This window comes from Halospina denitrificans, assembly GCF_004364635.1.
Lineage (GTDB): Bacteria > Pseudomonadota > Gammaproteobacteria > Pseudomonadales > Oleiphilaceae > Halospina > Halospina denitrificans.
On sequence record NZ_SOAX01000002.1, the window covers coordinates 117,988 to 143,075 of the forward strand.

20 protein-coding genes, 3 tRNA genes and 1 other RNA gene are annotated in these 25,088 nt (G+C 61.0%); 7 read left to right on the plus strand and 17 right to left on the minus strand.

Going from position 1 to position 25,088, the window contains the following annotated elements; translation table 11 throughout:
* Positions 1–133: 133 nt before the first annotated feature.
* The 3 genes from DES49_RS04170 to DES49_RS04180 all read right to left on the minus strand — a co-directional run bounded on the left by DES49_RS04170 (position 134) and on the right by DES49_RS04180 (position 4,376).
* Positions 134–1,957 (minus strand): hypothetical protein, encoded by a 1,824-nt coding sequence (locus DES49_RS04170; RefSeq protein ID WP_133735143.1) that lies wholly within the window; start codon positions 1,955–1,957, stop codon positions 134–136.
* Positions 1,950–2,921 carry an OmpA family protein gene (locus tag DES49_RS04175; protein ID WP_133735144.1) on the minus strand — a complete coding sequence of 324 codons (972 nt, stop codon included), beginning with the start codon at positions 2,919–2,921 and terminating at the stop codon, positions 1,950–1,952. Before DES49_RS04175 ends, DES49_RS04170 begins: the two co-directional genes overlap by 8 nt.
* A gap of 243 nt (positions 2,922–3,164) precedes the next feature.
* Positions 3,165–4,376, minus strand: coding sequence for an argininosuccinate synthase (locus tag DES49_RS04180; RefSeq protein WP_133735145.1), 1,212 nt, complete (start codon positions 4,374–4,376; stop codon positions 3,165–3,167).
* Positions 4,377–4,523: 147 nt separating this feature from the next.
* Here DES49_RS04180 and pyrC point away from each other — a divergent pair, with 147 nt between their 5' ends.
* Together pyrC and rnt are read left to right on the plus strand one after the other, a co-directional pair.
* Positions 4,524–5,561 (plus strand): dihydroorotase, encoded by a 1,038-nt coding sequence (gene pyrC, locus DES49_RS04185; RefSeq protein WP_133735146.1) that lies wholly within the window; start codon positions 4,524–4,526, stop codon positions 5,559–5,561.
* A gap of 42 nt (positions 5,562–5,603) precedes the next feature.
* The gene (rnt, locus tag DES49_RS04190) at positions 5,604–6,230 is read left to right on the plus strand and encodes a ribonuclease T (protein ID WP_133735671.1); all 627 of its coding nucleotides are present in this window, start codon (positions 5,604–5,606) and stop codon (positions 6,228–6,230) included.
* Positions 6,231–6,233: 3 nt separating this feature from the next.
* Here the strand turns inward: rnt and DES49_RS04195 are convergent, their stop codons facing one another.
* The 10 genes from DES49_RS04195 to alaS all read right to left on the minus strand — a co-directional run bounded on the left by DES49_RS04195 (position 6,234) and on the right by alaS (position 14,792).
* A complete protein-coding gene (locus tag DES49_RS04195) occupies positions 6,234–7,547 on the minus strand; it encodes a sodium ion-translocating decarboxylase subunit beta (protein ID WP_133735147.1) in 1,314 nt (437 codons plus the stop codon).
* A gap of 25 nt (positions 7,548–7,572) precedes the next feature.
* Complete coding sequence (gene oadA, locus DES49_RS04200) at positions 7,573–9,378, minus strand: sodium-extruding oxaloacetate decarboxylase subunit alpha (protein ID WP_133735672.1); 1,806 nt, start codon at positions 9,376–9,378, stop codon at positions 7,573–7,575.
* 58 nt (positions 9,379–9,436) lie between these two features.
* Positions 9,437–9,694, minus strand: coding sequence for an OadG family protein (locus tag DES49_RS04205; protein WP_133735148.1), 258 nt, complete (start codon positions 9,692–9,694; stop codon positions 9,437–9,439).
* A 205-nt stretch (positions 9,695–9,899) separates the two neighbouring features.
* Positions 9,900–9,976, minus strand: a tRNA-Arg gene (locus DES49_RS04210).
* Between the two features lie 31 nt (positions 9,977–10,007).
* Positions 10,008–10,149: non-coding RNA, RtT sRNA (locus DES49_RS04215), on the minus strand.
* A gap of 50 nt (positions 10,150–10,199) precedes the next feature.
* A tRNA-Arg gene (locus tag DES49_RS04220) sits at positions 10,200–10,276 on the minus strand.
* Positions 10,277–10,282: 6 nt separating this feature from the next.
* Positions 10,283–10,373 (minus strand) — tRNA-Ser (locus DES49_RS04225).
* Between the two features lie 98 nt (positions 10,374–10,471).
* Entirely contained in the window at positions 10,472–10,663 is a 192-nt protein-coding gene (gene csrA, locus DES49_RS04230; protein WP_133735149.1) for a carbon storage regulator CsrA, read from the minus strand.
* A gap of 158 nt (positions 10,664–10,821) precedes the next feature.
* Positions 10,822–12,057 carry an aspartate kinase gene (locus DES49_RS04235; RefSeq protein ID WP_133735150.1) on the minus strand — a complete coding sequence of 412 codons (1,236 nt, stop codon included), beginning with the start codon at positions 12,055–12,057 and terminating at the stop codon, positions 10,822–10,824.
* Positions 12,058–12,161: 104 nt separating this feature from the next.
* Positions 12,162–14,792, minus strand: coding sequence for an alanine--tRNA ligase (alaS, locus tag DES49_RS04240; RefSeq protein WP_133735151.1), 2,631 nt, complete (start codon positions 14,790–14,792; stop codon positions 12,162–12,164).
* Positions 14,793–14,979: 187 nt separating this feature from the next.
* Between alaS and DES49_RS04245 the strand changes: the two genes are divergently transcribed.
* Positions 14,980–15,480: an RDD family protein gene (locus tag DES49_RS04245; protein WP_133735152.1), complete on the plus strand. Its 501-nt coding sequence runs from the start codon at positions 14,980–14,982 to the stop codon at positions 15,478–15,480.
* Here DES49_RS04245 and lptG read toward each other — a convergent pair.
* Together lptG and lptF are read right to left on the minus strand one after the other, a co-directional pair.
* Positions 15,464–16,522, minus strand: coding sequence for an LPS export ABC transporter permease LptG (lptG, locus tag DES49_RS04250; protein ID WP_133735153.1), 1,059 nt, complete (start codon positions 16,520–16,522; stop codon positions 15,464–15,466). The two genes, DES49_RS04245 and lptG, sit on opposite strands and share 17 nt — an antisense overlap.
* A complete protein-coding gene (gene lptF, locus DES49_RS04255; protein WP_166645982.1) occupies positions 16,509–17,609 on the minus strand; it encodes an LPS export ABC transporter permease LptF in 1,101 nt (366 codons plus the stop codon). The genes lptG and lptF overlap by 14 nt, the downstream gene beginning before the upstream one ends.
* Positions 17,610–17,702: 93 nt before the next feature.
* On the opposite strand from lptF, the gene DES49_RS04260 reads away from it, so the two are divergent.
* The 4 genes from DES49_RS04260 to DES49_RS04275 all read left to right on the plus strand — a co-directional run bounded on the left by DES49_RS04260 (position 17,703) and on the right by DES49_RS04275 (position 23,528).
* A complete protein-coding gene (locus DES49_RS04260; RefSeq protein WP_133735154.1) occupies positions 17,703–19,193 on the plus strand; it encodes a leucyl aminopeptidase in 1,491 nt (496 codons plus the stop codon).
* 1 nt (position 19,194) lies between these two features.
* A complete protein-coding gene (locus DES49_RS04265) occupies positions 19,195–19,641 on the plus strand; it encodes a DNA polymerase III subunit chi (protein WP_133735155.1) in 447 nt (148 codons plus the stop codon).
* A gap of 261 nt (positions 19,642–19,902) precedes the next feature.
* Positions 19,903–22,755 carry a valine--tRNA ligase gene (locus tag DES49_RS04270; RefSeq protein WP_133735156.1) on the plus strand — a complete coding sequence of 951 codons (2,853 nt, stop codon included), beginning with the start codon at positions 19,903–19,905 and terminating at the stop codon, positions 22,753–22,755.
* Between the two features lie 209 nt (positions 22,756–22,964).
* Positions 22,965–23,528 carry a cob(I)yrinic acid a,c-diamide adenosyltransferase gene (locus DES49_RS04275; protein ID WP_133735157.1) on the plus strand — a complete coding sequence of 188 codons (564 nt, stop codon included), beginning with the start codon at positions 22,965–22,967 and terminating at the stop codon, positions 23,526–23,528.
* A gap of 43 nt (positions 23,529–23,571) precedes the next feature.
* Here DES49_RS04275 and DES49_RS04280 read toward each other — a convergent pair whose 3' ends face one another.
* Together DES49_RS04280 and ampD are read right to left on the minus strand one after the other, a co-directional pair.
* Positions 23,572–24,465 (minus strand): histidine kinase, encoded by an 894-nt coding sequence (locus tag DES49_RS04280; protein ID WP_133735158.1) that lies wholly within the window; start codon positions 24,463–24,465, stop codon positions 23,572–23,574.
* Positions 24,465–25,067 (minus strand): 1,6-anhydro-N-acetylmuramyl-L-alanine amidase AmpD, encoded by a 603-nt coding sequence (gene ampD, locus DES49_RS04285; protein ID WP_133735159.1) that lies wholly within the window; start codon positions 25,065–25,067, stop codon positions 24,465–24,467. Before ampD ends, DES49_RS04280 begins: the two co-directional genes overlap by 1 nt.
* Between the last annotated feature and the right edge of the window lie 21 nt (positions 25,068–25,088).

The following is a 25,088-nucleotide window of genomic DNA, read 5'->3' on the forward strand; positions in this document are numbered from 1 at the left end:
CTATGGCAGGCATGCTTTTGGGAGCAAGTTCCCAATTCGCATTATTGCGTACTGTAACTAAAAGGAGGCCATTGCAGCGGTGGCTCCCAGCCGGAACGACAGGATGGACCGGATGACCCCGGCCCACCATGTATCAGTTTGTTGTGCCTGCGCCGTAACAGGCTTCGTGTACCTCGATTCCAGTGTCCAGCTCCAGATTACCATCAACGCTGAACTCGAGCGTATCGAAAGCCTTGGTGGTGCTGAACTTGATAACCTCAAGGTTATCGTTACTCAACGTGCCCGCGAGGTCCGCGTCCAGAAACGTGCCCTCCTCATAGACAGTCTGCACCTCACCATCCTTGTAGGTCGTGATGGTGACACCGTCCAGCGCGCTGACACTCAGAGACTCGTCATCAGCTCTCGAAACCAGGACCAGCACATTCTCCAGGTCCCCCATTGGTGCCTCATCGGCCGTGGCCGTCAGATCGGCAGTGCCGGACCCCAAGAGGCTGAGATCTATGGTGATGGAGGCCGCCGTTCCCGCCTCGCCGTCGACGAACAGCTCTTCGTTGTCGATCGAGGCCCCGAGGTCAGGAGTCTCAGTCGTCGCTGTGACATTTTCTGCTTCCCGGGCGAAATAGTAATAGCCATCCAATCCGCAGGCTGAGGAAACACTGTCCTCTTTGGGAGGCTCATAGCCGCGATAGGGATCCACATCCCCGAATACAGCCAGCTGATCCCCGGACTCTGTCGCAATGTAGACGCCGCCACCCTCGCCCTCGCCAGCAAGGGCCTGATCGCCGCTGCCAACCATGACGAGCTCTTCCCTCTGCTCCGGTGCGGCACTTGAGAGCGAGTCCGAAACATAGCGCACCAGGCTCTGGTCCTGGCTGCCGTCAAAGGCCTGCTGGCTGCAGGTGAAAAGCTCCGGCCGGGCAACCGTCAGCGGATCGTCATTGCCGTCCGTAACGGTATCGCCATTACTGTCCTTAACGGTCACGGTGCCGTCTTCATCAATGGCAAAGGTGTATGTCACTCCCTGCTCCAGAAAATCGCCGTACTGGCCGTTCACTTCGACGGCGTCCAGCTTAATGTCGGCCTGTGCGTTGGCCCGAAAGTAGTTGGACACAAACTGGTCGTCGCAACGTCCGTCGCTGGACACAAAGCGCCTCGGCTCGACCCCCTCGGTGTCCCCATCATCGGTGATGGTTCTAATCAGCTCATCATTGCCAAATTCACGGGCGAATCCGCTCAGCTCCATTTTATATAAGGGGTTGAACTTCAGGGGATTGTACTGGACCAGGTCCAGCAGGTAACCATTGCGACCCCGGCCGTCCAGAACACCGGATCCGGCATCATTGAGAAAAGCTTCGAGTTCGTCCTCAGCCTGGGTGCTGTCACTCATCACAAGGCTTTCAAGCGCCATGCGGTAGAGGGTAATCAGGTCAGGATCGTTGACACCGAGGCTGCGCGACTCCGGGTCTTCATCGAGGTAACCGGTCGCTGCATGGAGGTTGTCTACACCCGGTGCGAGCGAATCACCAACGGCCTTGTTCAGGGCATCGGTCCGTGTCGCGTTGAGCTGAGCCCAGCCATCCCTTTCGCCGAGCAGATAGCCGACATGGGGCAGGTGCCACATGGCGAGGGTATCCCCTTCCGCCATGCCAGTGACGATAGAACCATGATTGGGGGCGTCCTTCCATTGCGCCTCAACCACGGCGGGATTGGGGATGGTCACATCGGAAAACAGCTTGTCCGCATGATCCATTGAGACGCGGTTTACCTCGCTCAGTTCCTCATCTCCGGCGGCATAGAGCACCATCTCCCCATCCCCGTGGTCTTCGTTTTCAATGGTAACGATGGTGTCTCCGAATACCTCCGTAAGGGCCTCTTCATCAAATTCATCCGCCCGGCAGCCCGCGAGCACAAGAAGGGCCAGAAGGGTCGGGATTATCCAGTGTGTTTGTTTACTCATTGTCCTGACCCTTATCGGTCCGCTTCATTTCAATGCGCCGGTTGAGGCGGCGCCCTTCTTCCGTGTCATTGGTTGCCACGGGTTTACTGAATCCAAAGCCTTTTGTGGTGATCCGTTCCTCCGCGATTCCCTGCGACACCAGGAAGTCCTTAACGGAATCCGCGCGATCCTGGGAGAGTTTCCGGTTGTATTCAGCGGTGCCGATACTATCGGTGTGGCCCCGGATCTGGACGGTGACATCCGAGTGATATTCCAGGTCCCTGGCGACGCGCATCAGCACCACGCGAGCATTGGGGGTCAGCGTGGCGGAGTCGAATTCGAAGGTAACCCCGTCCAGCGGCTGCATATCGGGGATTTCCTTCACGACCCGCTCACGCTCGACGACTTTGGTGTGCATGACTGGTTCAGGCGGTTCGGGCTCGCCGAAAAGCGGGATGGAGACGCCGACAAAGAAGCGATTATCGCCATAGGGGGCGTTGCCCCCTAAGTCGTCCGCCCAGTCAACGGCGTAACGGGCTTCAGCACGCAGGGAGAGGCGGTTTTTCCAGACGGGGATTTCAACGCCGAGGCCGGCATTGGCATACGGTGCCGTATCCGTGCCAACGGCATAGTCATTGTACATGCCGCCCACGCCACCAATCACATAGGGGGTGACAGTCCCTTCACGGAGGCGGTAGAGGGCATCCACCCCCAGGTTGTACTGCCAGTCCTTGCCACTGCGCTCATCACGATCCAGCGAATTCCCGAATACCGCCACCTCGGCGACCAGGGACTCGGTGATCGGATGCCCCGCGGCGAAGCGCATACCGGCACCATCGTCAATATCAAAGCGATCATCGTCGGCCTTTACATACTCAACCATGGCCGAGGCTGACCACTGGTCCCAGTCACCATCGGCGAGCGCCATTCCCGGAGCAATGAGCAGAGTCACCAGAGCAAGGTGGCGCATTCGGTCTTGAAGCACGGCGAGTCCTTAATGAGGGGGAAAGGTCAAAGAGTTAGGTACTGTTAATACCTTAACAACATTGCAACCACGCTCACGTGATGGGTCGTAAGGCTGCAATTACCGTATGTAACGAACAGGGGCAGAGTGTAACCGGCCGGCAGGGTAAACTCATTGTCCGACAAAACAAAACGGGCTGGCAGTTCTGCCAACCCGGTCCTTGTGCATCCGGCCAGGCGGGGAGCCTGGCCGGCATTCACAGCCTCAGAGTTTGCGCCCCTTGGAGGCCGCAATACGCAGGCGCAGGGCGTTGAGCTTGATGAAGCCCTCTGCGTCCTTCTGGTCGTAGGCGCCCTCGTCTTCCTCAAAGGTCGCGATTTTCTCATCGAACAGTGAGTCCTCGGAGCGGCGGCCAAGTACCGTCACGTTGCCCTTGTAGAGCTTGAGGCGAACGTCACCGTTCACGGGCCCCTGGGTCTCATCAATCAGTGCCTGCATGGCACGGCGCTCCGGTGACCACCAGTATCCGTTATACACCACCTCGGCGTAGCGCGGCATGATGCTGTCCTTGAGGTGGGCCACTTCCCGGTCCAGGGTGATGGACTCAATGGCGCGGTGGGCCTTGAGCATGATGGTGCCGCCGGGGGTTTCATAGCAGCCCCGGGACTTCATGCCCACATAGCGGTTCTCGACAATGTCGATGCGCCCGATGCCGTTCTCGCCCGCGACCTTGTTCAGGTAGGACAGGACTTCATGGGCCTTCATGGCTTCACCATTGATGGCCACGATGTCGCCGCACTGATACGTCAGGTCGATGATGGTGGGCTCTTCCGGCGCTTCCTCGGGGGAGACACTCCAGCGCCACATGTCGTCCTCGGCCTGGGCCCAGGGATCCTCCAGCACTTCGCCTTCATAGGAGATGTGCAGCAGGTTGGCGTCCATGGAATAGGGAGACTTGCCCTTCTGCTTTTCCACCTTGATGCCATGCTGGTCGCAGTAGTCGAGCAGCTTCTGGCGGGAGTTGAGATCCCATTCGCGCCAGGGGGCGATCACCTTGATGCCGGGCTTGAGGGCGTAGGCGCCCAGTTCAAAGCGGACCTGGTCGTTGCCCTTGCCTGTTGCGCCATGGGAAATGGCATCGGCGCCGGTCTCGTCGGCGATCTCAACCAGTCGCTTGGCGATCAGCGGGCGGGCAATGGAGGTGCCCAGCAGGTACTCGCCCTCGTAGACGGCGTTGGCCCGGAACATCGGGAAGACGTAGTCGCGGGTGAATTCCTCGCGCAGGTCCTCAATGTAGATTTCCTTCACGCCAAGGGATTTGGCTTTCTCCCGTGCCGGTTCGACTTCCTCGCCCTGCCCTATGTCGGCCGTGAAGGTGACGACCTCACAGTTGTAGGTTTCCTGAAGCCATTTGACGATTACCGAGGTATCGAGCCCGCCCGAATAGGCCAGTACGACCTTGTTGATGTCTGACATCGTTGCTCCGCCTGTCTGTCTGCGACTTGATCCTGAAAAACAGGCGCTATTGTACGGCAAGGGTGGGTGTCAGAGCCAATGGGTCAATCGTCAATTCCCGGCCGGTTTCCGATAAACTCCAGGCGCGATTCTGGTACACTTTCGCCCATGACTGACTCCATTACCCTGACTCGCCCCGACGACTGGCACCTGCATCTTCGTGACGGTGCCCTCATGCAACAGGTGACCCCGGCCTCGGCCAGACGCTTCGGGCGCGCCATCGTTATGCCCAACCTGACGCCCCCGGTGACCACCACGGCGGAGGCACTGGCCTACCGGGAACGCATCCTGGGCGCCTGCCCTCCGGAGAGCGCGTTCACGCCGCTGATGACGCTCTACCTGACGGACAACACCACACCGGAGATGATCCGGGAGGCCGCCGCCCAGGGCATCATCGCGTGCAAGCTCTATCCGGCCGGCGCCACCACGAACTCTGATTCCGGGGTCATGGATATCCGCAAACTCCAGGCGACTCTGGAAACCATGGCCGAGGAAGGCATACTGCTTCTGGTCCATGGCGAGGTTACCCAGGCAGAGATCGACATCTTTGACCGGGAAAAAGCCTTCATTGATAACGTCCTTGAGCCGCTGCTGAGCCGCCTCCCCGAGCTCCGGGTCGTGATGGAGCACATCACCACGGCGGATGCGGCCGCCTTCGTGCGCTCACGCGAGCGCAACCTCGGGGCAACCATTACCCCCCAGCACCTGCTGTTCAATCGCAACCACCTGCTGGTGGGCGGTATCCGCCCGCACTTCTACTGCCTGCCCATCCTCAAGCGACGGGATCATCAGGAAGCGCTGCGGGAGGTCGCCATCAGCGGCGATTCGCGCTTTTTCCTGGGCACGGACTCGGCGCCCCATGACCGTTACCGCAAGGAGTCCGCCTGTGGTTGTGCGGGGTGCTACTCGGCATTTGCGGCCATTGAGCTCTACGCCCAGTTCTTTGAGGAGGCGGGCGCCCTGGAGCGGCTGGAAGACTTCGCGTCGCACTTCGGGCCTGATTTCTACGGATTGCCGCGCAACAACGACCGCATCACCCTGCGCCGCGCCCCCTGGACCATTCCCGAGGTCCTGCATGAGGACGCGGAGCCCATCGTCCCCCTGAATGCGGGCGCAACTCTGAACTGGCAACTGGCCGACGGCTGAAACGAGGACTGAGTGAGCAAGACATCCGAAACGCCCACCCTGATGCAGCAACGCTTCCGTGGCTACCTGCCCGTGGTAATCGACGTGGAGACTGGCGGGTTCAACGATAAAACGGACGCGTTACTGGAAATCGCCGCCGTTCTCGTCGAAATGGACGACGATGGCTGGCTGGAGCGCGGCGAAACCCTCCAGTACAACATCCAGCCCTTCGAGGGGGCGAACCTGGAAAAGGCCGCCCTGGAGTTCACGGGCATTGATCCCTGGAGCCCGCTGCGGGATGCCCGTCCCGAGGGCGAGGCACTGCGGGAGCTGTTCCAGCCGATCCGCAGGGCCATTCGCCGGAACCAGTGCAAGCGCGCCATCCTGGTGGGCCACAACGCGACTTTCGATCTGGGATTCCTCAAGGAAGCCGCGGAGCGCAACGAGATCCGACGCAACCCCTTCCACCCTTTCTCCACCTTCGACACGGCCGCCCTGGCGGGACTGGCGCTGGGTCATACGGTGCTGGCGGAATCCTGTCGGCTGGCAGGACTGTCGTTTGATAACAAGGAAGCGCACTCGGCCGCCTATGATGCGGAGAAGACCGCGGACCTGTTCTGCTTCATCGTCAATCGTTGGAAGGCGCTGGGTGGCTGGCCTCTTCCGGAGCCAGCCACCACGAGCGAGTGAGCCTTAGCCGCCCACGAACTTGATCATGACACCAGCCGCCACAGCGGAGCCGATAACGCCGGCCACGTTGGGGCCCATGGCGTGCATGAGCAGGAAGTTCTGATTATTGGCCTCAAGGCCGACCTTGTTGGACACCCGGGCCGCCATGGGCACGGCGGAGACACCGGCGGAACCGATCAGCGGATTGATCTTTTCCTTGGTCATCGCATTCATGAGCCTGGCCATAAGCACGCCCGTGGCCGTGCCCACGGCGAAAGCCGCCATGCCCAGGGCCAGAATACCCAGGGTCTGGGCGTTCAGGAACTGCTCCGCGGCCATCTTCGAGCCGACGGACAGGCCCAGGATAATGGTGACCGCGTTGATCAGTGAGTTCTGAACAGTATCACTCAGGCGGTCGACCACCCCGCATTCCTTCATCAGGTTACCAAAGCAGAACATCCCCAGAAGCGGCGTGGCATCCGGCAGGAACATGCCGGCCAGCAGCAGGATTGAGACCGGAAAGACGATCTTCTCCAGCTTGCCCACTTCGCGAAGCTGGGTCATCTTGATCTTGCGCTCTTCCGCAGTAGTGAACGCCTTCATGATCGGAGGCTGGATCAACGGCACCAGCGCCATGTAGGAGTACGCCGCCACGGCGATCGGGCCAAGCAGGTGCGGCGCCAGAACGCTGGAGACATAGATCGAGGTCGGCCCATCCGCGCCACCGATGATACCGATCGCAGCCGCTTCGGCGATGTTGAAGCTCATCAGGCCGGACATATCCAGCAGTGCAGCCCCGAGAACGGTGCTGAAGATACCGAACTGAGCCGCTGCCCCCAGCAGCATGGTCTTGGGATTGGCCAGCAACGGCCCAAAATCGGTCATGGCGCCGACGCCCATGAAGATCAGCAGAGGCGCCACCCCGCTTTCGATGGCAACCACATAAAAGGACTGGATAATTCCGGGCGAATAGCCCTGGTCCGCAGCGATCTGCTTGGCTGCAAGCGTCGCCTCGGCATCCAGGTTCTTATAGGCTTCAATGAAGGTCTGAACGACTTCCGGCGTCACCTTCTGGGAGGCCTCAAAGCTGACATCCATCACGGTTGCCAGCGCCGCGAGAACCCTTGGCGTCTCGCTGTAGATGGCGTTCTCCACGGCACTGGCCGCAAGGCCAGCCTCCGGGAGGTTCGCCATAATGGTGCCGAAACCAATCGGCACCAGCAGCAGCGGTTCAAACTTCTTGTTGATCGCAAGATAAAGCAGTACCAGGCCGACCAGCATCATTACCGCTGCGCCCGGTGAAAGGTTATAAAGACCGCTTCCGGTCCATAACGTCATCAGGTTGTCCATTGGTACAGCCTTTTTATCCCAGAGTCAGCAGTTCATCACCGACGACGACACTGTCGCCGACCTTGACGCTCACATTACCAACGGTACCGCTACGGTCCGCCTTCACCTCGGTTTCCATCTTCATGGCCTCGAGAATGATCAGCACATCACCCTCGTTGACCTGGTCACCGGGCCCCACATGGACCTTGAAGATGTTCCCGGCAAGCGGCGCGGAGACCGGCTCACCACCGCCAGCGGGCGCAGCCGCCGGCTGGGATCCCTGCTGCTGGCCACCACCCTGGCCACCCTGTGCCGGCTGGACGTTGGTGATGTCGCCACCTTCGGCCACCTGAACCACATAGGACTGGCCCTCCACCGTAATGGTGTAGGTTTCCGGCTCGCCCGACTGCTTGGCCGGAGCGGCCGCCGCCTGGGCAGACTCGAGGGTGGGTGCCGGCTCGAAGGCATCCGGATTACCGCGATTCTCGAGGAACTTGAGACCGATCTGCGGGAAGAGCGCGTAGGTCAGGACGTCATCCACTTCCTGGTCGGCCAGTTTGAAGCCCTTGTTGCTGGCCTCTTCTTTCAGCTCGCTGGTCAGTCTTTCCATTTCCGGCTCAATCAGATCAGCCGGACGGCAGGTAATGGGATCGGCCCCATCCAGGACGCGTTTCTGCAGTTCCTTGTCGCAGTCGGCCGGCGCCGCGCCGTATTCACCCTTGAGCAGCGCGGACGTCTCCTTGGAAATGGACTTGTAGCGCTCGCCGGTCAGCACGTTGAGCACCGCCTGGGTGCCCACGATCTGGGACGTCGGCGTCACCAGCGGGATATAACCCAGGTCCTTGCGCACCTTGGGGATCTCCGTCAGCAGCTCGTCCATCTTGTCAGTGGCGCCCTGCTCCTTGAGCTGGCCTTCCATGTTGGTGAGCATGCCCCCGGGCACCTGCGCCACCAGAATGCGCGAGTCGACACCGCGCAGAGAGCCCTCGAACTGCGCGTACTTCTTGCGCACTTCACGGAAGTACTTGGCGATCTCTTCCAGTTTCTCGATATCCAGGCCGGTGTCACGGCCAGTGCCTTCCATGATGGCCACTACCGATTCCGTCGGTGAGTGCCCGTAGGTCATGCTCATGGAGGAGATGGCCGTATCCACACGATCAACGCCCGCTTCGGCGGCCTTGACGATGCTGGCGGTGGACATGCCGGTGGTGGCGTGGGAATGGAACTGGATGGGGATGCTGAGTTCTTTCTTGAGGCGGGTGATCAGGTCGTAACAGACATAGGGCTTCATCAGCCCGGCCATGTCCTTGATCGCCAGTGAATCGGCTCCCATGGACTCGACCTTCTTCGCCAGGTCCACCCACATTTCGATCGTGTGCACGGGGCTCACGGTGTAGGAAATCGTGCCCTGAGCGTGCTTGCCCGTCTCCCGGGCGGCCTTGATGGCAGTTTCCAGGTTGCGGGGGTCGTTCATCGCATCAAAAATGCGGAAGACGTCAACGCCGTTGTCGGCCGCACGCTCGACAAAACGCTTCACAACGTCGTCCGCGTAATGCCGGTAACCCAGCAGGTTCTGGCCGCGCAGCAGCATCTGCTGGCGGGTATTCGGCATCGCCTTCTTGAGTTCACGAATCCGCTCCCAGGGGTCTTCGCCCAGATAGCGGATGCAGGAATCGAAGGTGGCGCCGCCCCAGGATTCAACAGACCAGAACCCGACCTGGTCCAGTTTGTCGGCAATCGGAAGCATATCGTCGAGGCGCATGCGGGTTGCAAACAGGGACTGATGGGCGTCGCGCAGGACGAGATCCGTTATTCCCAGAGGCTGTTTGGTATCTGTCATCATTGAGACCTTCTGTTTTCAAATGAGGAGCCGGGCCCTGCGATGGGCCTCTTATCGGTCACTGTCGGTGGCGGTCACGATATTTTGAAACGGCCGCGGAGATCACTGCCATCAGTTTTGGGTCATCCATGGGCGATGATCCGCCACCGGTCCTGTTGTCGCCGCCGGTGCGCGCCGGCTTGGCTTCCGCCGGGGCGATCCGCGTCGCGATCAGCGACATGAGCATGGTCACGAACACAAGGATGATCAGGAATGAGAACACGAATCCCATTCCAACCATCATCAGATCAAGGGCGTTTCCCATCAGTTCAGTCATGGAACTCTCACCTTAAGGGAATATCTGGTGTGGTGGATTGCCGGTCACGGCCTTTGGAAAATCTGCCATAATTTACAGTTTCTCAATCCTGCGAGCAACAAAAAATACGGCCTCACCCAGTCTTGGAATGAAATTTTTGCTTCTATTTCATTGGGTTGGGACAACTGTGCTTTATCAGGGGATGGACCGATTGGATCGATCAGGATGGTGCGGCTGGGAGGATTCGAACCCCCGACCCCGTGGTTCGTAGCCACGTGCTCTATCCAGCTGAGCTACAGCCGCTCAATTAAGGCAGGTTCTGGTCATTAATAAATGGTGCGGCTGGGAGGATTACTCGGCCTGACGGCCTCGCCCCTCCGGGGCCAGCGCCGCCCTGCGGCGCTGTTCCTCAACCGAACTGCGTTCGGTTTCGGTCGAACCCCCGGGGGTTCTCACCTCCCAGCTGAACACTTCTGCTCACTTCAACTGAGCAGATGCTGACACCTTCCTGGTATCAGTCTGAATATGGTGCGGCTGGGAGGATTCGAACCCCCGACCCCGTGGTTCGTAGCCACGTGCTCTATCCAGCTGAGCTACAGCCGCAAGTAATGGCGGAGAGGGAGGGATTCGAACCCTCGGTACGCGCAATGCGTACGGCTCCTTAGCAGGGAGCTGGTTTCAGCCACTCACCCACCTCTCCTTGAGAACGCGGCGTATACTAGCATATCTGATGAGATTTCATAGGGATGTGCCCAAGAAAATTCCCGATATACGCCGCAGGGGACCGAGATAAAGCACTCAGTCTTCCTCGGTTTCCCCTTCGTCCTTTTCCTGCTGGATGCGCTGGTAGATCTCCTCGCGATGAACCGCGACTTCCTTGGGGGCGTTAACCCCAATACGCACCTGATTTCCCTTAACGCCGAGGACCGTAACGGTTACCTCATCGCCGACCATCAGTGTCTCGCCAACACGCCGTGTCAGAATCAGCATTTCCCAAGCTCCTTGTCCCAAAAAACCGCTTCACGGTTATACGCTTCCATACACCGACTGTATTGCCGGCTCTGGAGCGATTATCTTATCGTTATCGCTTCAGCTTCCTCATTATTGGAGCTTACACGCATTTTCGCCAGTCATTCCCTGTCCTATTGTTATTCTTCCCGCGCTTCTACCTGATCCAGCTCGAAGGCACTGTGCAGAGTGCGAACAGCCAGTTCAAGATATTTCTCGTTAATCACCACCGAGATCTTGATCTCGGACGTGGAAATCATCTGGATATTGATGCCTTCCGCGGACAATGCGTCAAACATCCTGGAGGCGACACCCGCGTGGGAGCGCATTCCGACGCCCACAATGGATACCTTGGCAATGTGCTCATCACCCTGGACAGCCCGCACGTCCAGTTCGCTGCCCAGCGCCTGCAGAAGCTCCAGTGATTGACGGTAATCGTTACGGTGGACCGTGAAGGTGAAATCGGTACGGTTATCCGAGCCCACATTCTGGAGGATCATATCCACTTCGATGCCAGCGTCACTGACAGGCTTCAGTATACGGGACGCGCAGCCCGGTATATCTGTTACACCCACGACGGTCAGTTTTGCTTCATCGCGGTTGAATGCGATGCCGGAGACTACTGGCTTTTCCATATCGTCCTCATCATCAAACGTAATGAGGGTGCCGGGCCCCTGCTTGAAGCTGGACAGCACCCGCACCGGTACGTTGTATTTACCCGCAAATTCCACAGCCCGGATCTGCAGCACCTTGGAGCCGAGGCTGGCCATTTCCAGCATTTCCTCGAAGGTAATGGTGCTCAGCCGGCGCGCGCTGTCCACGATCCGTGGGTCTGTTGTATAGACACCGTCCACATCGGTGTAGATATGGCACTCATCCGCCTTCAGCGCTGCCGCCAGGGCCACGGCCGTGGTATCCGAGCCGCCCCGACCCAGCGTGGTGATATGCCCCTGTTCATCCATGCCCTGAAAACCGGCAACCACCACCACGCGGCCAGCGTCCAGATCCTCACGCATGTTGTGCTGATCGATATTCTGGATGCGGGCCTTTGTATGGGCGCTGTCCGTGGTGATCCGAACCTGGCTGCCGGTGTACGAGCGTGCATCGATACCGCGCTTGAGAAGCGCCATCGCCAGCAGCGCAATGGTGACCTGCTCACCCGTGGACACAAGAACGTCCATTTCCCGGGGAGCGGGCTCATCCGTCACCGCCTGGGCAAGCTCAATCAGCCGGTTGGTCTCACCGCTCATGGCCGATACGACCACGACAACATCGTCTCCGGCATCGCGGGCGGCCTTCAGGCTATCGGCAACCGCTTCAATGCGATCCACCGACCCGACGGATGTTCCGCCGAACTTTTTTACGTACAACGCCATTCTATGCTCGTTCCTCTCTGAGGGTCAGGCTCTGTTTGAGTCGCCGCTCACGGCCGCCGCGAATTATAACCATCATGACTACTGTGTACAGGGAGGGATAGCCCTTAGGCGCCCGAGTTGTCCCGAACCCAGCCTTCAACCGCTGCAATGGCGTCCGGAAGGCCATCCGGATCACTGCCGCCTCCCTGGGCCATATCCGGGCGACCGCCCCCCTTGCCGTCAACCTTGGGGGCGACGGACTTCATCAGGTCGCCCGCTTTCAGTGTGCCGGTGAGATCCTTTGTCACACCGGCCACCAGGGTGACCTTACCGTCTTCAACGGCGCCCAGGAGGATCACGGCAGTACCGAGTTTGTTCCTGAGCTGGTCTGCTGTCTCCATCAGTGCCTTGCGGTCGGCGCCCTGCATGTCCGCTGCCACAACCTTGATGCCATTCACATCGACGGCGCTCGAGGCCAGATCGCTGCCCGCGGAACTTGCGAGCTTGGCTTTGAGCCGCTCGATCTCTTTCTCCATGGAGCGGTTGCGTTCACTCAGGCCTTCCACCCGCTCAACGACGTTCTCGTGCGAGCCCTTGACCAGGCCACAGATACGGTTGAGCTGGTTTTCAACACTGCGGTCGTGCGCCAGGGCCGCGTCCCCTGTAAGTGCTTCAATCCGCCGCACGCCGGAGGAGATCCCGGTTTCTGCGACAATCCGACAAAGACCAATGTCGCCGGTACGGTGAACATGGGTTCCGCCACAGAGTTCGATGGAAAAGCCATCGGTTCCCATGGACAGCACCCTGACGGTATCACCGTACTTTTCCCCGAAGAGCGCCATGGCCCCCATGGACTTGGCGGTTTCCATATCCGTCACGCGGGTTTCCACGCCGGTATTGGCACGGACCTGCTCGTTGACCCTGTCCTCGATACGCGCCATTTCCTCTGGGGTAACCGCCTCAAAGTGGGAAAAGTCGAACCTGAGGCGCTCCGCGTTGACCAGTGACCCTTTCTGCGCCACATGCTCCCCCAGCACTTCACGCAATGCGGCATGCAGCAGATGGGTCGCGGAGTGATTGAGGGCGGTCTTTTCCCGGCGTTCGCCGTTCACTTCCGCGTCCACGCTCATGCCGGGCTCAACCTCGCCTGCAACCACGCGGCCGATATGCAGGTGGTGGCCATCCTCCTTGCGGGTATCCTCAACCTCGAACCGCCCGCCGGCCCAGCTCAACACACCGGTGTCACCCACCTGGCCGCCAGCCTCGGCATAGAACGGCGTCTGATCCAGGATCACCACAGCGTGATCCCCGACCGTGGCCTGCTTCTGCTCGCCGTCGACCAGAACGGCCCGGACTTCGCCCTTACCGTGGAAGTTATTGTATCCCACGAACTCTGTATGGCCTGACAGTGACAGGCCCGCATTGTAATCAACCCCGAACTTGCTGGCCGCTCGCGCCCGTTCCCGCTGGGCCTCCATGGCCTTCTCGTAGCCTTCAAGATCCAGGGTCAGACCGCGCTCGCGGGCAATGTCATTAGTCAGGTCCACGGGGAATCCGTAGGTGTCATAAAGCGTGAAGACGGTCTCCCCGGGTATTTCGTTGTTCTCCAGCCTGCTGATGTCGTCCTCCAGGAGGCGGAGCCCTTTCTCCAGCGTCCGCGCGAACTGCTGCTCCTCCTGGAGCAGGATCTTCTCGATCTGGGGACGGGCCTTCTGGAGTTCCGGGTAGGCTTCACCCATCAGCGATTCAAGGGGTGCCACAAGCTTGTGGAAGAAAGCCCCCGTGGCGCCGAGCTTGTTGCCGTGCCGCGCGGCCCGGCGAATGATGCGGCGGAGCACGAAACCCCGGCCCTCATTGGAAGGCATCACGCCATCGGAAATCAAAAAGGCGCAGGAACGGATATGGTCGGCAATGACACGCACGGATGCCTGGGAGGTATCCACCCCACCGAGAACGTCAGAAACCGCCGCCAGGAGATCCTGGAAAAGGTCGATTTCATAGTTGCTGTGGACGCCCTGTAGAACTGCGGTGATGCGCTCAAGCCCCATGCCCGTATCCACGGACGGACTTGGCAGGTTGTGCATCTGCCCGTCGGCGGTGCGGTTGAACTGCATGAAGACCACGTTCCAGATCTCGATATAACGGTCGCCGTCTTCCTCCGGGCTGCCGGGCGGTCCACCCTCAACCTCGGGGCCATGGTCGTAGAACACCTCAGTGCAGGGACCGCAGGGCCCGGTATCACCCATGGCCCAGAAATTGTCGGATTTATAGGGCACGTCATCCTCGTCCCCGATGCACACAATGCGCGCTTCCGGGACCCCAATCTTCTGATTCCAGATGCGGTAGGCTTCCTCATCCGTTTCATAGACGGTGACCCAGAGCCGCTCCTTGTCCAGCCCCAGCCAGTCCTGGCTGGTCAGGAATTCCCAGGCATAGTGGATCGCTTCCTTCTTGAAGTAATCGCCGAAGCTGAAGTTGCCCAGCATCTCAAAGAAGGTGTGGTGGCGGGCCGTATAGCCAACATTCTCCAGGTCATTGTGCTTGCCGCCGGCCCGCACACAGCGCTGGGCGGAAACCGCCCGGGTATAACCCCGGTCCTCGCGCCCGAGGAAGGCGTCCTTGAACTGGTTCATGCCCGCATTGGTAAACAGCAGCGTCGGGTCATCGGCCGGCACCAGGGAGCTGCTCGGCACAATCGTATGACCCTGTTGTCTGAAATACTCCAGAAACGCACTGCGTACTTCTGCTGTTTTCATAGCACAATGACCTGTTCAAACGCCTGAAATTGGACCCGTACTCTAACACAGCTCGGGAAAGCCGGGGAACGCGCCTGACCGGGACCAGATCACGCCTGGGGCACTGATTCCGGTGGCAGTCGCCCCCTGTCGGTGGAGCGCGTACAATACCGCCGGCCAAAGTCACGAACAGGACCGGAACCCATCGATGTCGACTCGGTTTGAAAAGAGCAGCGAACTCCGCCCCGCCCCCCTGCTGCGCCGGCTTGCCGCCATGCTCTACGACGGCCTGCTGTGCATTGCCCTGTTGCTGGTGGTAACGGGTCTGTATACGGGCCTTCACAAGCTCCTGATCCATCTCGAGCTGCTGGGCGCCGACCGCTACGCAGAAATGCTTGAGGCGAACACGGCGATCAGCTACGACCCGGTGCTTACCGTGCTGCTGGTGGCGAGCCTCTGGGGGTTTTTCGGCTTCTTCTGGCGCCGCCGGGGCCAGACACTGGGTATGCAGGCATGGAAGATCCGCATCCAGAACGAGGACGGCTCGCCCATCACCTGGCTGCAGGCCTTCATGCGGGTGTTGGTTGGGATCCTGAGCTGGCTGGCCCTGGGGCTCGGCTACCTGTGGCAGTGGTTCGATACGGGACGCAGGTCGTGGACCGACCTCGCCTCCGACAGTGTCACTGTTCTCGTCAGCCCGCGCGCCTGAGCAGCACCGCGCCAATGGTTCCGGCAATAACGATCGGCACCAGGGTCGCGAGCGCCGGATTGAAGCCGTAGACCAGGCTCATGGGGCCCAGCAGATCCTGGGTGTACTTGAACCCGAGCCCGGCAATAAGCCCGGTGAATATCCGCCCGCCCATGGTGGCCTCGCGGAGGGGCCCGAAGACAAAGGAGATCGCCATCAGCACCATCGCCGCAGTCCCCAGCGGCTGGAGCACCTTCTTCCAGAACGCCAGCCAGTAATCGCTGGCATTGAGGCCCTGGCTCTCCATGTAGCTGGCGTAGGTGTAGAGCCCGTGAATCGCCAGCCGGTCCGGCTCAACAATCAGCACACTGAGCACATCCGGAGAGAGTTGATTTTCCCACTCGAAGCGATCCATCTGTTCTGTTGAGATCTGGTGCCGGGACAGTTCCGACAGGGTGACGTCGTGGAGCACCCAGTGATCCTCCCGATACTCGCCACGCGCAGCGAACAAAGCCTCCTGAAGCCAGTTGTCCTCGAACCGGAAGAGCGAGACCCCGTGCAGTTCGCCGTTGGAGCGCACCGTGTTGAAATGCATGAACACGTCGCCTTCGCGGTGCCAGAAGCCCTGACTCGCCGCCGCGGAATCACCGCCATAGCGGGCTACCGCTTTCTCGCTCTGGGCAATGCGCTCGGTAACCGGCGCCACGAAATCCCCGATGGCAAGACTGATAACCACCACAACCAGCGCCGGCTTCATGGCGGACCAGGTAACCCGCGCCAGCGAAACCCCGGCCGCGCGAATCACCACCAGCTCGGAATTGTTGGCCAACTGCCCCAGCCCAATCAGCACGCCCATAAAGGCGGCCAATGGAAGAAAGTCGTAGAGGCGCCGTGGCAGTGTGTAGAGCATGAACATCAGGGCTTCCAGGGCCTGATAGTCGTTCGCGGCATCCTCGAGTTCGGCGATGTAGGCGAACACGAAATCAAGCGCGAGGATCACCAGCAGTATCAGCAGAATCGAGGCCGACACCGCCCGCATCACATACCGGTCAATCAGCCGCATCGTGCCGCCCCCTCTGCCGCAGTCGCCAGTCCGGCCAGAACAGCAACACAACCGCCAGCAGCAGATAGCCGCCATGCACCCACCAGAGACCGAGCCAGCCCGGAATCGATGCGCTGGCGATTGCATCCCGCCCAACAATCAGGAGCCCCAGGTAACTGATATAGATAACCATTGCCGGCAGCAGGTGGAAGAACCGCCCCTGCCTGGGATTGACCCGGCTCAGGGGAACCGCAAGCAGTGTGATGACGGGGACCAGTACGGGCAGGGCCACGCGCCAGTGCAGCATGGCCCGTTGTTCGGCTTTTTCAGAATCCAGCAACTGCCCCGTTCCGACCGCCTCCTTGGACTGCCGGGGGCGCGCATCCGGAGGCGTTTCAATGCGGGTGCCATAGCTTTCAAAGGTGGTGACATCAAAATCCGCCTGCCCCGGACGCCCCTCAAACCGGGCGCCCTGGTGCAGCACCAGGAAACGCCCCTCCGCCTGTTCGTCGATGACCTGGGTGCCGCGGTCCGCCATCATCAGGCTCATGCGCCCGCTGCCCTCACTTCCATGGGCAATGAAGACATTCTCCAGCTCCTGCTTGTTCCGTGACAGCGCCTCCGTATAGACCACCCGCTCATCGGAACCGATGCTCTGGAAGCGCCCGGGCGCCAGCATCTCAAAACCGGTCTTGCTGGCCTGCTCGGTAAAGATGCGATCAACCTGCTGCACGCCGGCCGGCGTCAGCCAGAGACTCATGGATGCCACGACCGCGGTGACCAGCAGCCCTGGCCCGAGCGTGAGGAATAGCACCTGGCGTTCACTCACCCCGCAGGCGGTGAGGACTGTCATTTCACTTTCCTGGTACATGCGCCCGTAGGTCAGGAGTATCGCCAGGAAAAAGCTCAGGGGCAGGATCAGCTCCAGGAACTCGGGCAACCGGTACCCCATGATGATAAAGAGCACACCCGCGGCGAATTCACCCCGGGCGGCAGCGGCGAGATACTGCAGGAAGCGCCCGCTCATGAACACCAGCAGCAGCACCAGCGCCACGGCAAGCATGGTGGTCAGGACCTGGCGACCGAGGTAACGGAATATTATGAACACAGAATTCCCTGATTTTTCCTTCGCCTGACAGGACAGGCTATTCTAGTTAACCTGTTCCCCCAATGACAGCGGAAGACGCATAACGGAGCACCGATGAACTACACGCTTACAGACAGCGCCCTTGCCGACACACCCAGCGACTGCCTGGTGGTGGCCGTTCCCGAATCCGGCGCACTCCCCGAGTCGACACGCGAAGCGGACAGGGCAACCGGGGGCCTTATCTCGGAATTGCGTGACAACGGTGACATCAAAGGCAGCACAGCAACAACCGAGCTGTACCCGCTGCGTAACCAGGGTCCGTGGAAGCGTCTCCTGCTGCTGGGTACCGGCAAGCCCGGGGACCTGACGCCGGTTGTGTTTGCCCGCTGCCTGGTTGCAGCCGCCACACGGCTTGCAACATCCAGTGCGCAAACCGCCCTCGTCGGCCTCAAGGACCTCCCTGTTCCGGGAACGGACGAGCCCTGGCGGATCGAGGTGACCGCTCGTTCCTTTGAGGACGCCTTTTACCGGTTTGTCGATTTCAAGAGTGACAAGGGCGCGGAAAAAGCCCTCGCCACCGTGACTGTCGCAGCCAGCAGCATGGAAGAGAGCCACAACCGGGCGCTTGAAACCGGCGCCGCCATTGGCGATGGCATGAACGCCGCGAAAACACTGGGCAATACACCACCCAACATCTGCACGCCCGTCTGGCTCGCGGAACAGGCGAAGAAACTGTCCCGGGAAGCGCCGCATATACGCACCGAGGTCCTGGACGAGCCCGCCATGGAAGACCTCGGGATGGGAGCATTGCTGGCGGTCTCCCGGGGCAGCGAGCAGCCCGCCCGACTCATCCTGATGCACTACCAGGGCGCGGACGACCCGAACGCGCCGCCCGAGGTCCTGGTCGGCAAGGGCATCACCTTCGACACCGGCGGCATCAGCCTTAAGCCGGCCGCCCAGATGGACGAGATGAAGTACGACATGAGTGGCGCCTCCGGCGTATTCGGCGCCATGACCAGCGTGGCGCGACTCAGACCAAAGGCGAACATCATCGGCGTCATCGCCGCCGCCGAGAACATGCCCGGCCACAACGCCACAAGACCCGGAGACATCGTCACCTCCATGTCCGGCCAGACCATCGAAGTCATCAACACCGACGCCGAAGGCCGCATGGCCCTGTGCGACGCCCTCACCTACGTGGCGCGCTACAGCCCCGCCAACGTCATCGACATGGCCACCCTCACCGGCGCCTGCATCATCGCCCTGGGCGACCAGGCCAGCGCCGTCATGGGCAACGACGACGCCCTGGTGGAATCACTGCTGGAAAGCAGCCAGCGCAGCGGCGACCGCGCCTGGCAGCTGCCCCTGTGGAAGGAATACCAGAAACTGCTCGACTCCAACTTCGCCGACATGCAGAACGTCGGCGGCCGCGCCGCCGGCACCATAACCGCCGGCTGCTTCCTCAGCCGTTTCGCCGAGGACTACTCCTGGGCCCACCTCGACATCGCCGGAACCGCCTGGCTCAGCGGCACCGAAAAAGGCGCCACCGGCCGCCCCGTGCCCCTGCTGCTCGACTACCTCCTCAAACGCACCGGAACCGCCTGACATGACCGACCCCAGCCGCTACTGGTTCCACATCCTCAAACGCTCGGGCCCCGAAGCCCGATACCACCACGCCGCCCGCCTGGCCGAAAAAGCCTGGCAGGAAGGCGACCGCGTCGGCCTGCTGTGCAACAACGAAGAGGACGCCGAACAACTCGACCACACCCTCTGGACCTTCCGCCCAGACGCATTCCTGCCCCACGAAATCATCACCACCAACGACCAGACCCCGTCGACCAAGGTGGCTGCCCTAACCTGCGACCCATCCCCCCAGGACTGGGACACCCTAATCGTCCTCTCAACCCGGCTGCCGACAGCAGCCGAACAATTCAAACGCCTGGCACTCATCGCGAGCAACGATGACGACAGCCTCCAACAGGCAAGAAACCAATACCGACAGCTGAAAGATCTCGGAGTAACCCCCCAGGTTCACGACCAGCGATCTGGGTAACCCCAAAACCCTGAAGGGGATCAGGTGGGCATCGTTTCCGGGAAGCTCCGGAGCCATGGATGGCGGAGGGCAGCCTACAGGGACGTACTTGTTGGCGGTTCCCGGAAACGATGCCCACCTGATCCCCCGGCACGAACCCATCAGTTCAAGAAAACCGGATCAAACCACAAACTTCGCCGCACCCCCAGCACCATGTATAATCAACCCCCAAATCAAGTCTCGAAAACCCGAACCCAAAACCAGATGCCAGGCACAACAAGCATGGACAAGACCTACCAGCCGGAAAAAATCGAAAACCAGTGGTACCAGACCTGGGAAGAGCGCGGCTACTTCGCCCCCAAAGGCGAAGGCGACCCCTTCTGCATCATGATCCCGCCGCCCAACGTCACCGGCAGCCTGCACATGGGCCACGCATTCCAGCACACCCTGATGGACGCCCTCATCCGCCACCGCCGCATGAAAGGCGACAACACCCTCTGGCAGGTAGGCAGCGACCACGCCGGCATCGCCACCCAGATGGTGGTCGAACGCAACCTGGCCAACGACGAAGGCAAGACCCGCCACGACCTGGGCCGGGAAGGCTTCCTGGACAAAGTCTGGGAATGGAAGGAACAATCCGGCGGCACCATTACCAGCCAGATGCGGCGCCTGGGCACCTCCGTGGACTGGGACCACGAACGCTTCACCATGGACGACGGCTTCTACAAAGCGGTTCAGGAAGTCTTCGTGCAGCTCCATGATGAAGGCCTCATCTACCGCGGCAAGCGCCTGGTCAACTGGGACCCGAAGCTGCACACCGCCATCTCCGACCTGGAAGTGGAGAACGTGGAAGAAAACGGCCACTTCTGGCACTTCCGCTACCCGCTGATGAACGGCCAGACCACCACCGAAGGCAAGGACTACCTGGTAGTGGCCACCACCCGCCCGGAAACCATGCTCGGCGACACCGCCGTGGCCGTGAACCCCGAGGATGAACGGTACCAGCACCTGATCGGCAGCAGCGTACGCCTGCCCCTGGTGAACCGGGAAATCCCCGTGGTTGCCGACGAGCACGCCGACCCGACCATGGGCAGCGGCTGCGTCAAGATCACCCCCGCCCACGACTTTAACGACTACGCCGTGGGCCAGCGCCAGAAACTGACGCTGATCAACATCCTGACCCCCGATGCCGCCATCCGGGAAACCGCCGAAGTCTTCAACGCGGACGGCACGCCCAACCATGAGGTTGATGGCAGCATGCCCGCCGCCTACGCGGGCCTGAACCGCTTCGATGCCCGCGAGCGCATCCTTGCAGACCTCGAAGCCGAAGGCCTGCTGCACCAGACCGAGAAGCACACCCTCAAGGTACCGCGCGGCGACCGCTCCGGCCTGATCATCGAACCCCTGCTCACTGACCAGTGGTTCGTCGCCACCAAGCCACTGGCGGAACCGGCGATCAAGGCCGTGGAAAACGGCGACATCCGGTTCGTGCCCGAGCAGTACGCCAACATGTACTTCGCCTGGATGCGCGAGATCCAGGAGTGGTGCATCTCCCGCCAGCTCTGGTGGGGCCACCGGATTCCCGCCTGGTACGACGCCGAGGGCAATGTCTACGTGGGCCGCAACGAAGCCGAAGTGCGCGATAAATACAGCCTGTCCGCGGACCTGTCACTGGAACAGGACGAGGACGTCCTCGACACCTGGTTCAGCTCCGCCCTCTGGACCTTCGGCACCCTCGGCTGGCCGGAAGACACCGAGCGCCTGCGCACCTTCCACCCGACGAGTGTGCTGGTCACCGGTTTCGACATCATCTTCTTCTGGGTCGCGCGCATGATCATGATGACGCTCCAGTTCATGAAGGATGAGGACGGCACGCCCCAGGTGCCCTTCAAGGACGTCTACGTCACCGGCCTGATCCGGGACGAGCACGGCGACAAGATGTCCAAGTCCAAGGGCAACGTCCTGGATCCCATGGACATGATCGACGGCATCAGCTGCGAGGACCTGGTCGCCAAGCGCACCGCCAACCTCATGCAGCCCCAGCTGGCCGAGAAGATCGCGAAGAACACCCGCAAGGAGTTCCCGGAAGGCATCCAGCCCCACGGCACCGACGCCCTGCGCTTCACCCTGGCGGCACTGGCGTCCACCGGCCGCGACATCAACTGGGACATGAAACGCCTTGAGGGCTACCGCAATTTCTGCAACAAGCTCTGGAACGCCGCCCGTTACGTGCTGATGAACACCGAGGGCGAGGACTGCGGCGTGGGCAGCGAGCCCATCGAACTCTCCCTGGCCGACCGCTGGATCCTGAGCCGGCTCCAGACCTGCATCGAGGAAACCAACAGCCACTTCGACCAGTACCGCTTCGACCGCATCGCCCACACGGTCTACGAGTTCCTTTGGAACGAATACTGCGACTGGTACCTGGAACTGTCCAAGCCGGTCCTCTACGACGACAACGAAACTCCCGAGCGCAAACGCGGCACAAGACGCACCCTGGTCCAGGTACTCGAAACCGTCCTGCGCCTGGCCCACCCGCTCATGCCCTTCATCACCGAAGAAATCTGGCAACGCGTCGCCCCCCTGGCCGGCGTCTCCGGCGAAACCGTCATGCTCCAGCCCTATCCGGAACCCAACCCGGACCTGAAAGACGCAGAAGCCGAGTCGGACGCGGAATGGGTCAAGGGCGTCGTCGAAGCCGTGCGCAACATCCGCGGCGAAATGAACATCTCCCCGGCCAAGGCCCTGCCCGTACTCTGCCGCAACGGCCAGGAACGCGACCGCAAACGCCTCGAAGCCAACCGCACCTTCCTGGCCTCCCTGGCAAAAGCGGAAAGCATCGAGTGGCTAGACGGCCAGGAAGCTCCCCTGTCCGCCACCCAACTGGTCGGCGACATGGAAGTCCTGGTCCCCATGGCCAACCTCATCGACAAAGATGAAGAGATCGCACGCCTCTCGAAGGAAGTGGAAAAACTCGACAAGGAAATCACCCGACTCGACGGCAAACTCAGCAACGACGGCTTCATCCAGAAAGCCCCGGAAGAGGTGGTCGAAAAAGAACGCCACAAACTCCAGGACGCCCGCAACCACCGCGAGCGCCTGGACGACCAACTGGAGAAAATCCGCGCCCTCTGACCCAGCGTATGGTTAGTCCATCAGCTCAGTCAGCGACGGGCACGATGCAGGAAGGTGAAGGGGCAGGCGCAGCTAAGCGGGACCCTCTGAGGCCATGGATGGCCGAAGGGAGCCTACAGGGACGTATTCACGGCGTGTCCCGATTAGCTGCGCCCGCCCCTTCACCCGGCACCAAACAGCTTCCCTTCCACAATCATGAGGAACCAGCGATGGGAAACCGCCTCTCCAAAATCTACACCCGCACCGGCGACGACGGCACCACCGGCCTCGCCGACGGCGGCCGAATCGCCAAAAACAGCCTGCGCATCGAAGCCATGGGCACCATGGACGAACTCAATGCCCAGACCGGCATCCTGATCGAAACCCTCACCACCGACGACCCCCTGCGCCCCGTACTCCAGCAGGTCCAGCACCACCTCTTCGACATCGGCGGCGAATTCGCCATCCCCGGCAGCAAGGTCGTCAACAACACCCATATCGAATGGCTCGAAAACACACTCGATGAATGGAACGAAGATCTCCCACCGCTGAAGAACTTCATCCTCCCCGGCGGATCCATGGCCGCCGCCCAGTGCCACATGGCACGCGCCGTCAGCCGGCGGGCCGAGCGCGTTACCGTTGCCATGGGCCACGAGGAATCCATCAACCCGGACGCACGCCACTACCTGAACCGGCTGTCAGACTTTCTGTTCGTCGCATCGAGGGTATTGGCGCGCCGGAATGGCGCGCAGGAAGTGCTGTGGGATCAGAGCATGAGCCAGCCCAAACCCTGAAGCGTTCAATCGGCTGGTGCAGTGGGTGACGTAACACCCTTTGTCAGGGCAACAGGCCCATGATGGCCAGAACCGCCAGCAACGCCAGCCAGACAAACATACTGCGGTTCAGCAGGTTCCTGACGGCGAGGAGACTGCGAGTGCCGAAATCGGGCCAGGCCTCCGGGTGGTACTTCTCAAACCGGTGCGGATCCAGCGCATAGCTGGAGAGGGCACCACTGGCCGATCGAACCAGCCAGTGCCGCGCGGACTCGCCCGAAGGGCGACTTTCCGGTTTATGCTCGTGCAGCCAGCCGGACAGGTCGCCGGCAATCCCGAAGCTGAACGACAACAGCCAGGCCGGCGCCCATGACAACCACTCAACCCACACCCGGAAACACTCTCTCACCGGGGCCGAGGGATAGTGATTGCGTACCGCCAGCGCACCCAGAATCAGCACCAGTCCAGCGGGGCCAAGCAACGCGTACCAGAAAATCGTCAGGAAATACCGCTCGAAGGTGGTATGGATCAGTGAGGTCGCGACCTCCATATGCAGCACATCCGGGGGAAGGGCCTCGCCACGCTGATCAGCCGGAAGCAGATGGCTGACCTCATGCCAGGCGCGCTGCATATCGCCGTCGCTCCAGGCATCCCCGTAATCCTGCAGGGGTTCCCGCCATCCCGGCATCCCCGTTGCAGTTACCATCAGCACCAGGGCCACCAGGCTGGCAAGAAGCCCGCCCGCTATACCGCTCAACCCCCAGGCAACAACACCCATCAACAGTACCGCAATGATGTACACCGGAATCACCCAGCGAAGCGGGCCGGGGCGCCCATCGCCGTTGTCGCTGGGGGCATGCTGCAGTATCTGGCGCTGCCATTGCTCCGGGTCCATCCGGCCGCGCGCATCAAGCTGGCGGCGCAGGATCCAGGCAAGCAGGATCACCAGCAGCCGCATCAGGAGGTCTCTTCATCATTCGTTGGCTGCATGACGGTGAGGTGATCCAGAAAGTAGGCCCAGTCAAAGGCCGGGCCCGGATCCGTCTTGCGCTCCGGTGCCACATGCTCATGACCGACGATACGGTCCGGGGTAATCAAAGGATAGGCGGTCATCAGGGAACGCGTGATCTCGATCAGGCTCTGATACTGCTCCGGGGTGTACGGATCATCATCGGTACCCTCGAGTTCAATTCCAATGGAATAGTCATTGCACTCGGGCTTGCCCTCAAAGATTGAGCGGCCAGCGTGCCACGCACGGTCCTGGAAGGGCACGAACTGCACCGGCTCGCCGTCCCGGCGAATCAGAAGATGAGCGGAAACACGCAGCTCGCGGAGACGCTCGAACCAGGGGTGGGAGGAACAATCCAGACGGTTGCAGAAAAAGGCCTCAATCGCCTGGCCACCAAATTCGCCGGGCGGCAGGCTGATGTTATGCAGAACCAGCAGGGTTATGGGCTCAGCCTCTGGCCGCGGGTCCGCATTGTCGGTGGGCTCTGGACGTGCGCCCCTGAGCCATCCATCGTCATTCACGGCAAAGGCGCTGCTCTTTTCCTCGCTCAATGCGTTCCGCTCCCACCTGAC

Coding starts and splice junctions, on each gene's coding strand:
- DES49_RS04170 (WP_133735143.1), bottom strand. CDS start 1,957: ATGAGTAAACAAACACACTGGATAATCCCGACCCTTCTGGCCCTTCTT.
- DES49_RS04180 (WP_133735145.1), bottom strand. CDS start 4,376: ATGTCAGACATCAACAAGGTCGTACTGGCCTATTCGGGCGGGCTCGAT.
- pyrC (WP_133735146.1), top strand. CDS start 4,524: ATGACTGACTCCATTACCCTGACTCGCCCCGACGACTGGCACCTGCAT.
- rnt (WP_133735671.1), top strand. CDS start 5,604: ATGCAGCAACGCTTCCGTGGCTACCTGCCCGTGGTAATCGACGTGGAG.
- DES49_RS04195 (WP_133735147.1), bottom strand. CDS start 7,547: ATGACGTTATGGACCGGAAGCGGTCTTTATAACCTTTCACCGGGCGCA.
- oadA (WP_133735672.1), bottom strand. CDS start 9,378: ATGACAGATACCAAACAGCCTCTGGGAATAACGGATCTCGTCCTGCGC.
- DES49_RS04205 (WP_133735148.1), bottom strand. CDS start 9,694: ATGACTGAACTGATGGGAAACGCCCTTGATCTGATGATGGTTGGAATG.
- csrA (WP_133735149.1), bottom strand. CDS start 10,663: ATGCTGATTCTGACACGGCGTGTTGGCGAGACACTGATGGTCGGCGAT.
- DES49_RS04235 (WP_133735150.1), bottom strand. CDS start 12,057: ATGGCGTTGTACGTAAAAAAGTTCGGCGGAACATCCGTCGGGTCGGTG.
- alaS (WP_133735151.1), bottom strand. CDS start 14,792: ATGAAAACAGCAGAAGTACGCAGTGCGTTTCTGGAGTATTTCAGACAA.
- DES49_RS04245 (WP_133735152.1), top strand. CDS start 14,980: ATGTCGACTCGGTTTGAAAAGAGCAGCGAACTCCGCCCCGCCCCCCTG.
- lptG (WP_133735153.1), bottom strand. CDS start 16,522: ATGCGGCTGATTGACCGGTATGTGATGCGGGCGGTGTCGGCCTCGATT.
- DES49_RS04260 (WP_133735154.1), top strand. CDS start 17,703: ATGAACTACACGCTTACAGACAGCGCCCTTGCCGACACACCCAGCGAC.
- DES49_RS04265 (WP_133735155.1), top strand. CDS start 19,195: ATGACCGACCCCAGCCGCTACTGGTTCCACATCCTCAAACGCTCGGGC.
- DES49_RS04270 (WP_133735156.1), top strand. CDS start 19,903: ATGGACAAGACCTACCAGCCGGAAAAAATCGAAAACCAGTGGTACCAG.
- DES49_RS04275 (WP_133735157.1), top strand. CDS start 22,965: ATGGGAAACCGCCTCTCCAAAATCTACACCCGCACCGGCGACGACGGC.
- DES49_RS04280 (WP_133735158.1), bottom strand. CDS start 24,465: ATGCGGCTGCTGGTGATCCTGCTTGCCTGGATCCTGCGCCGCCAGCTT.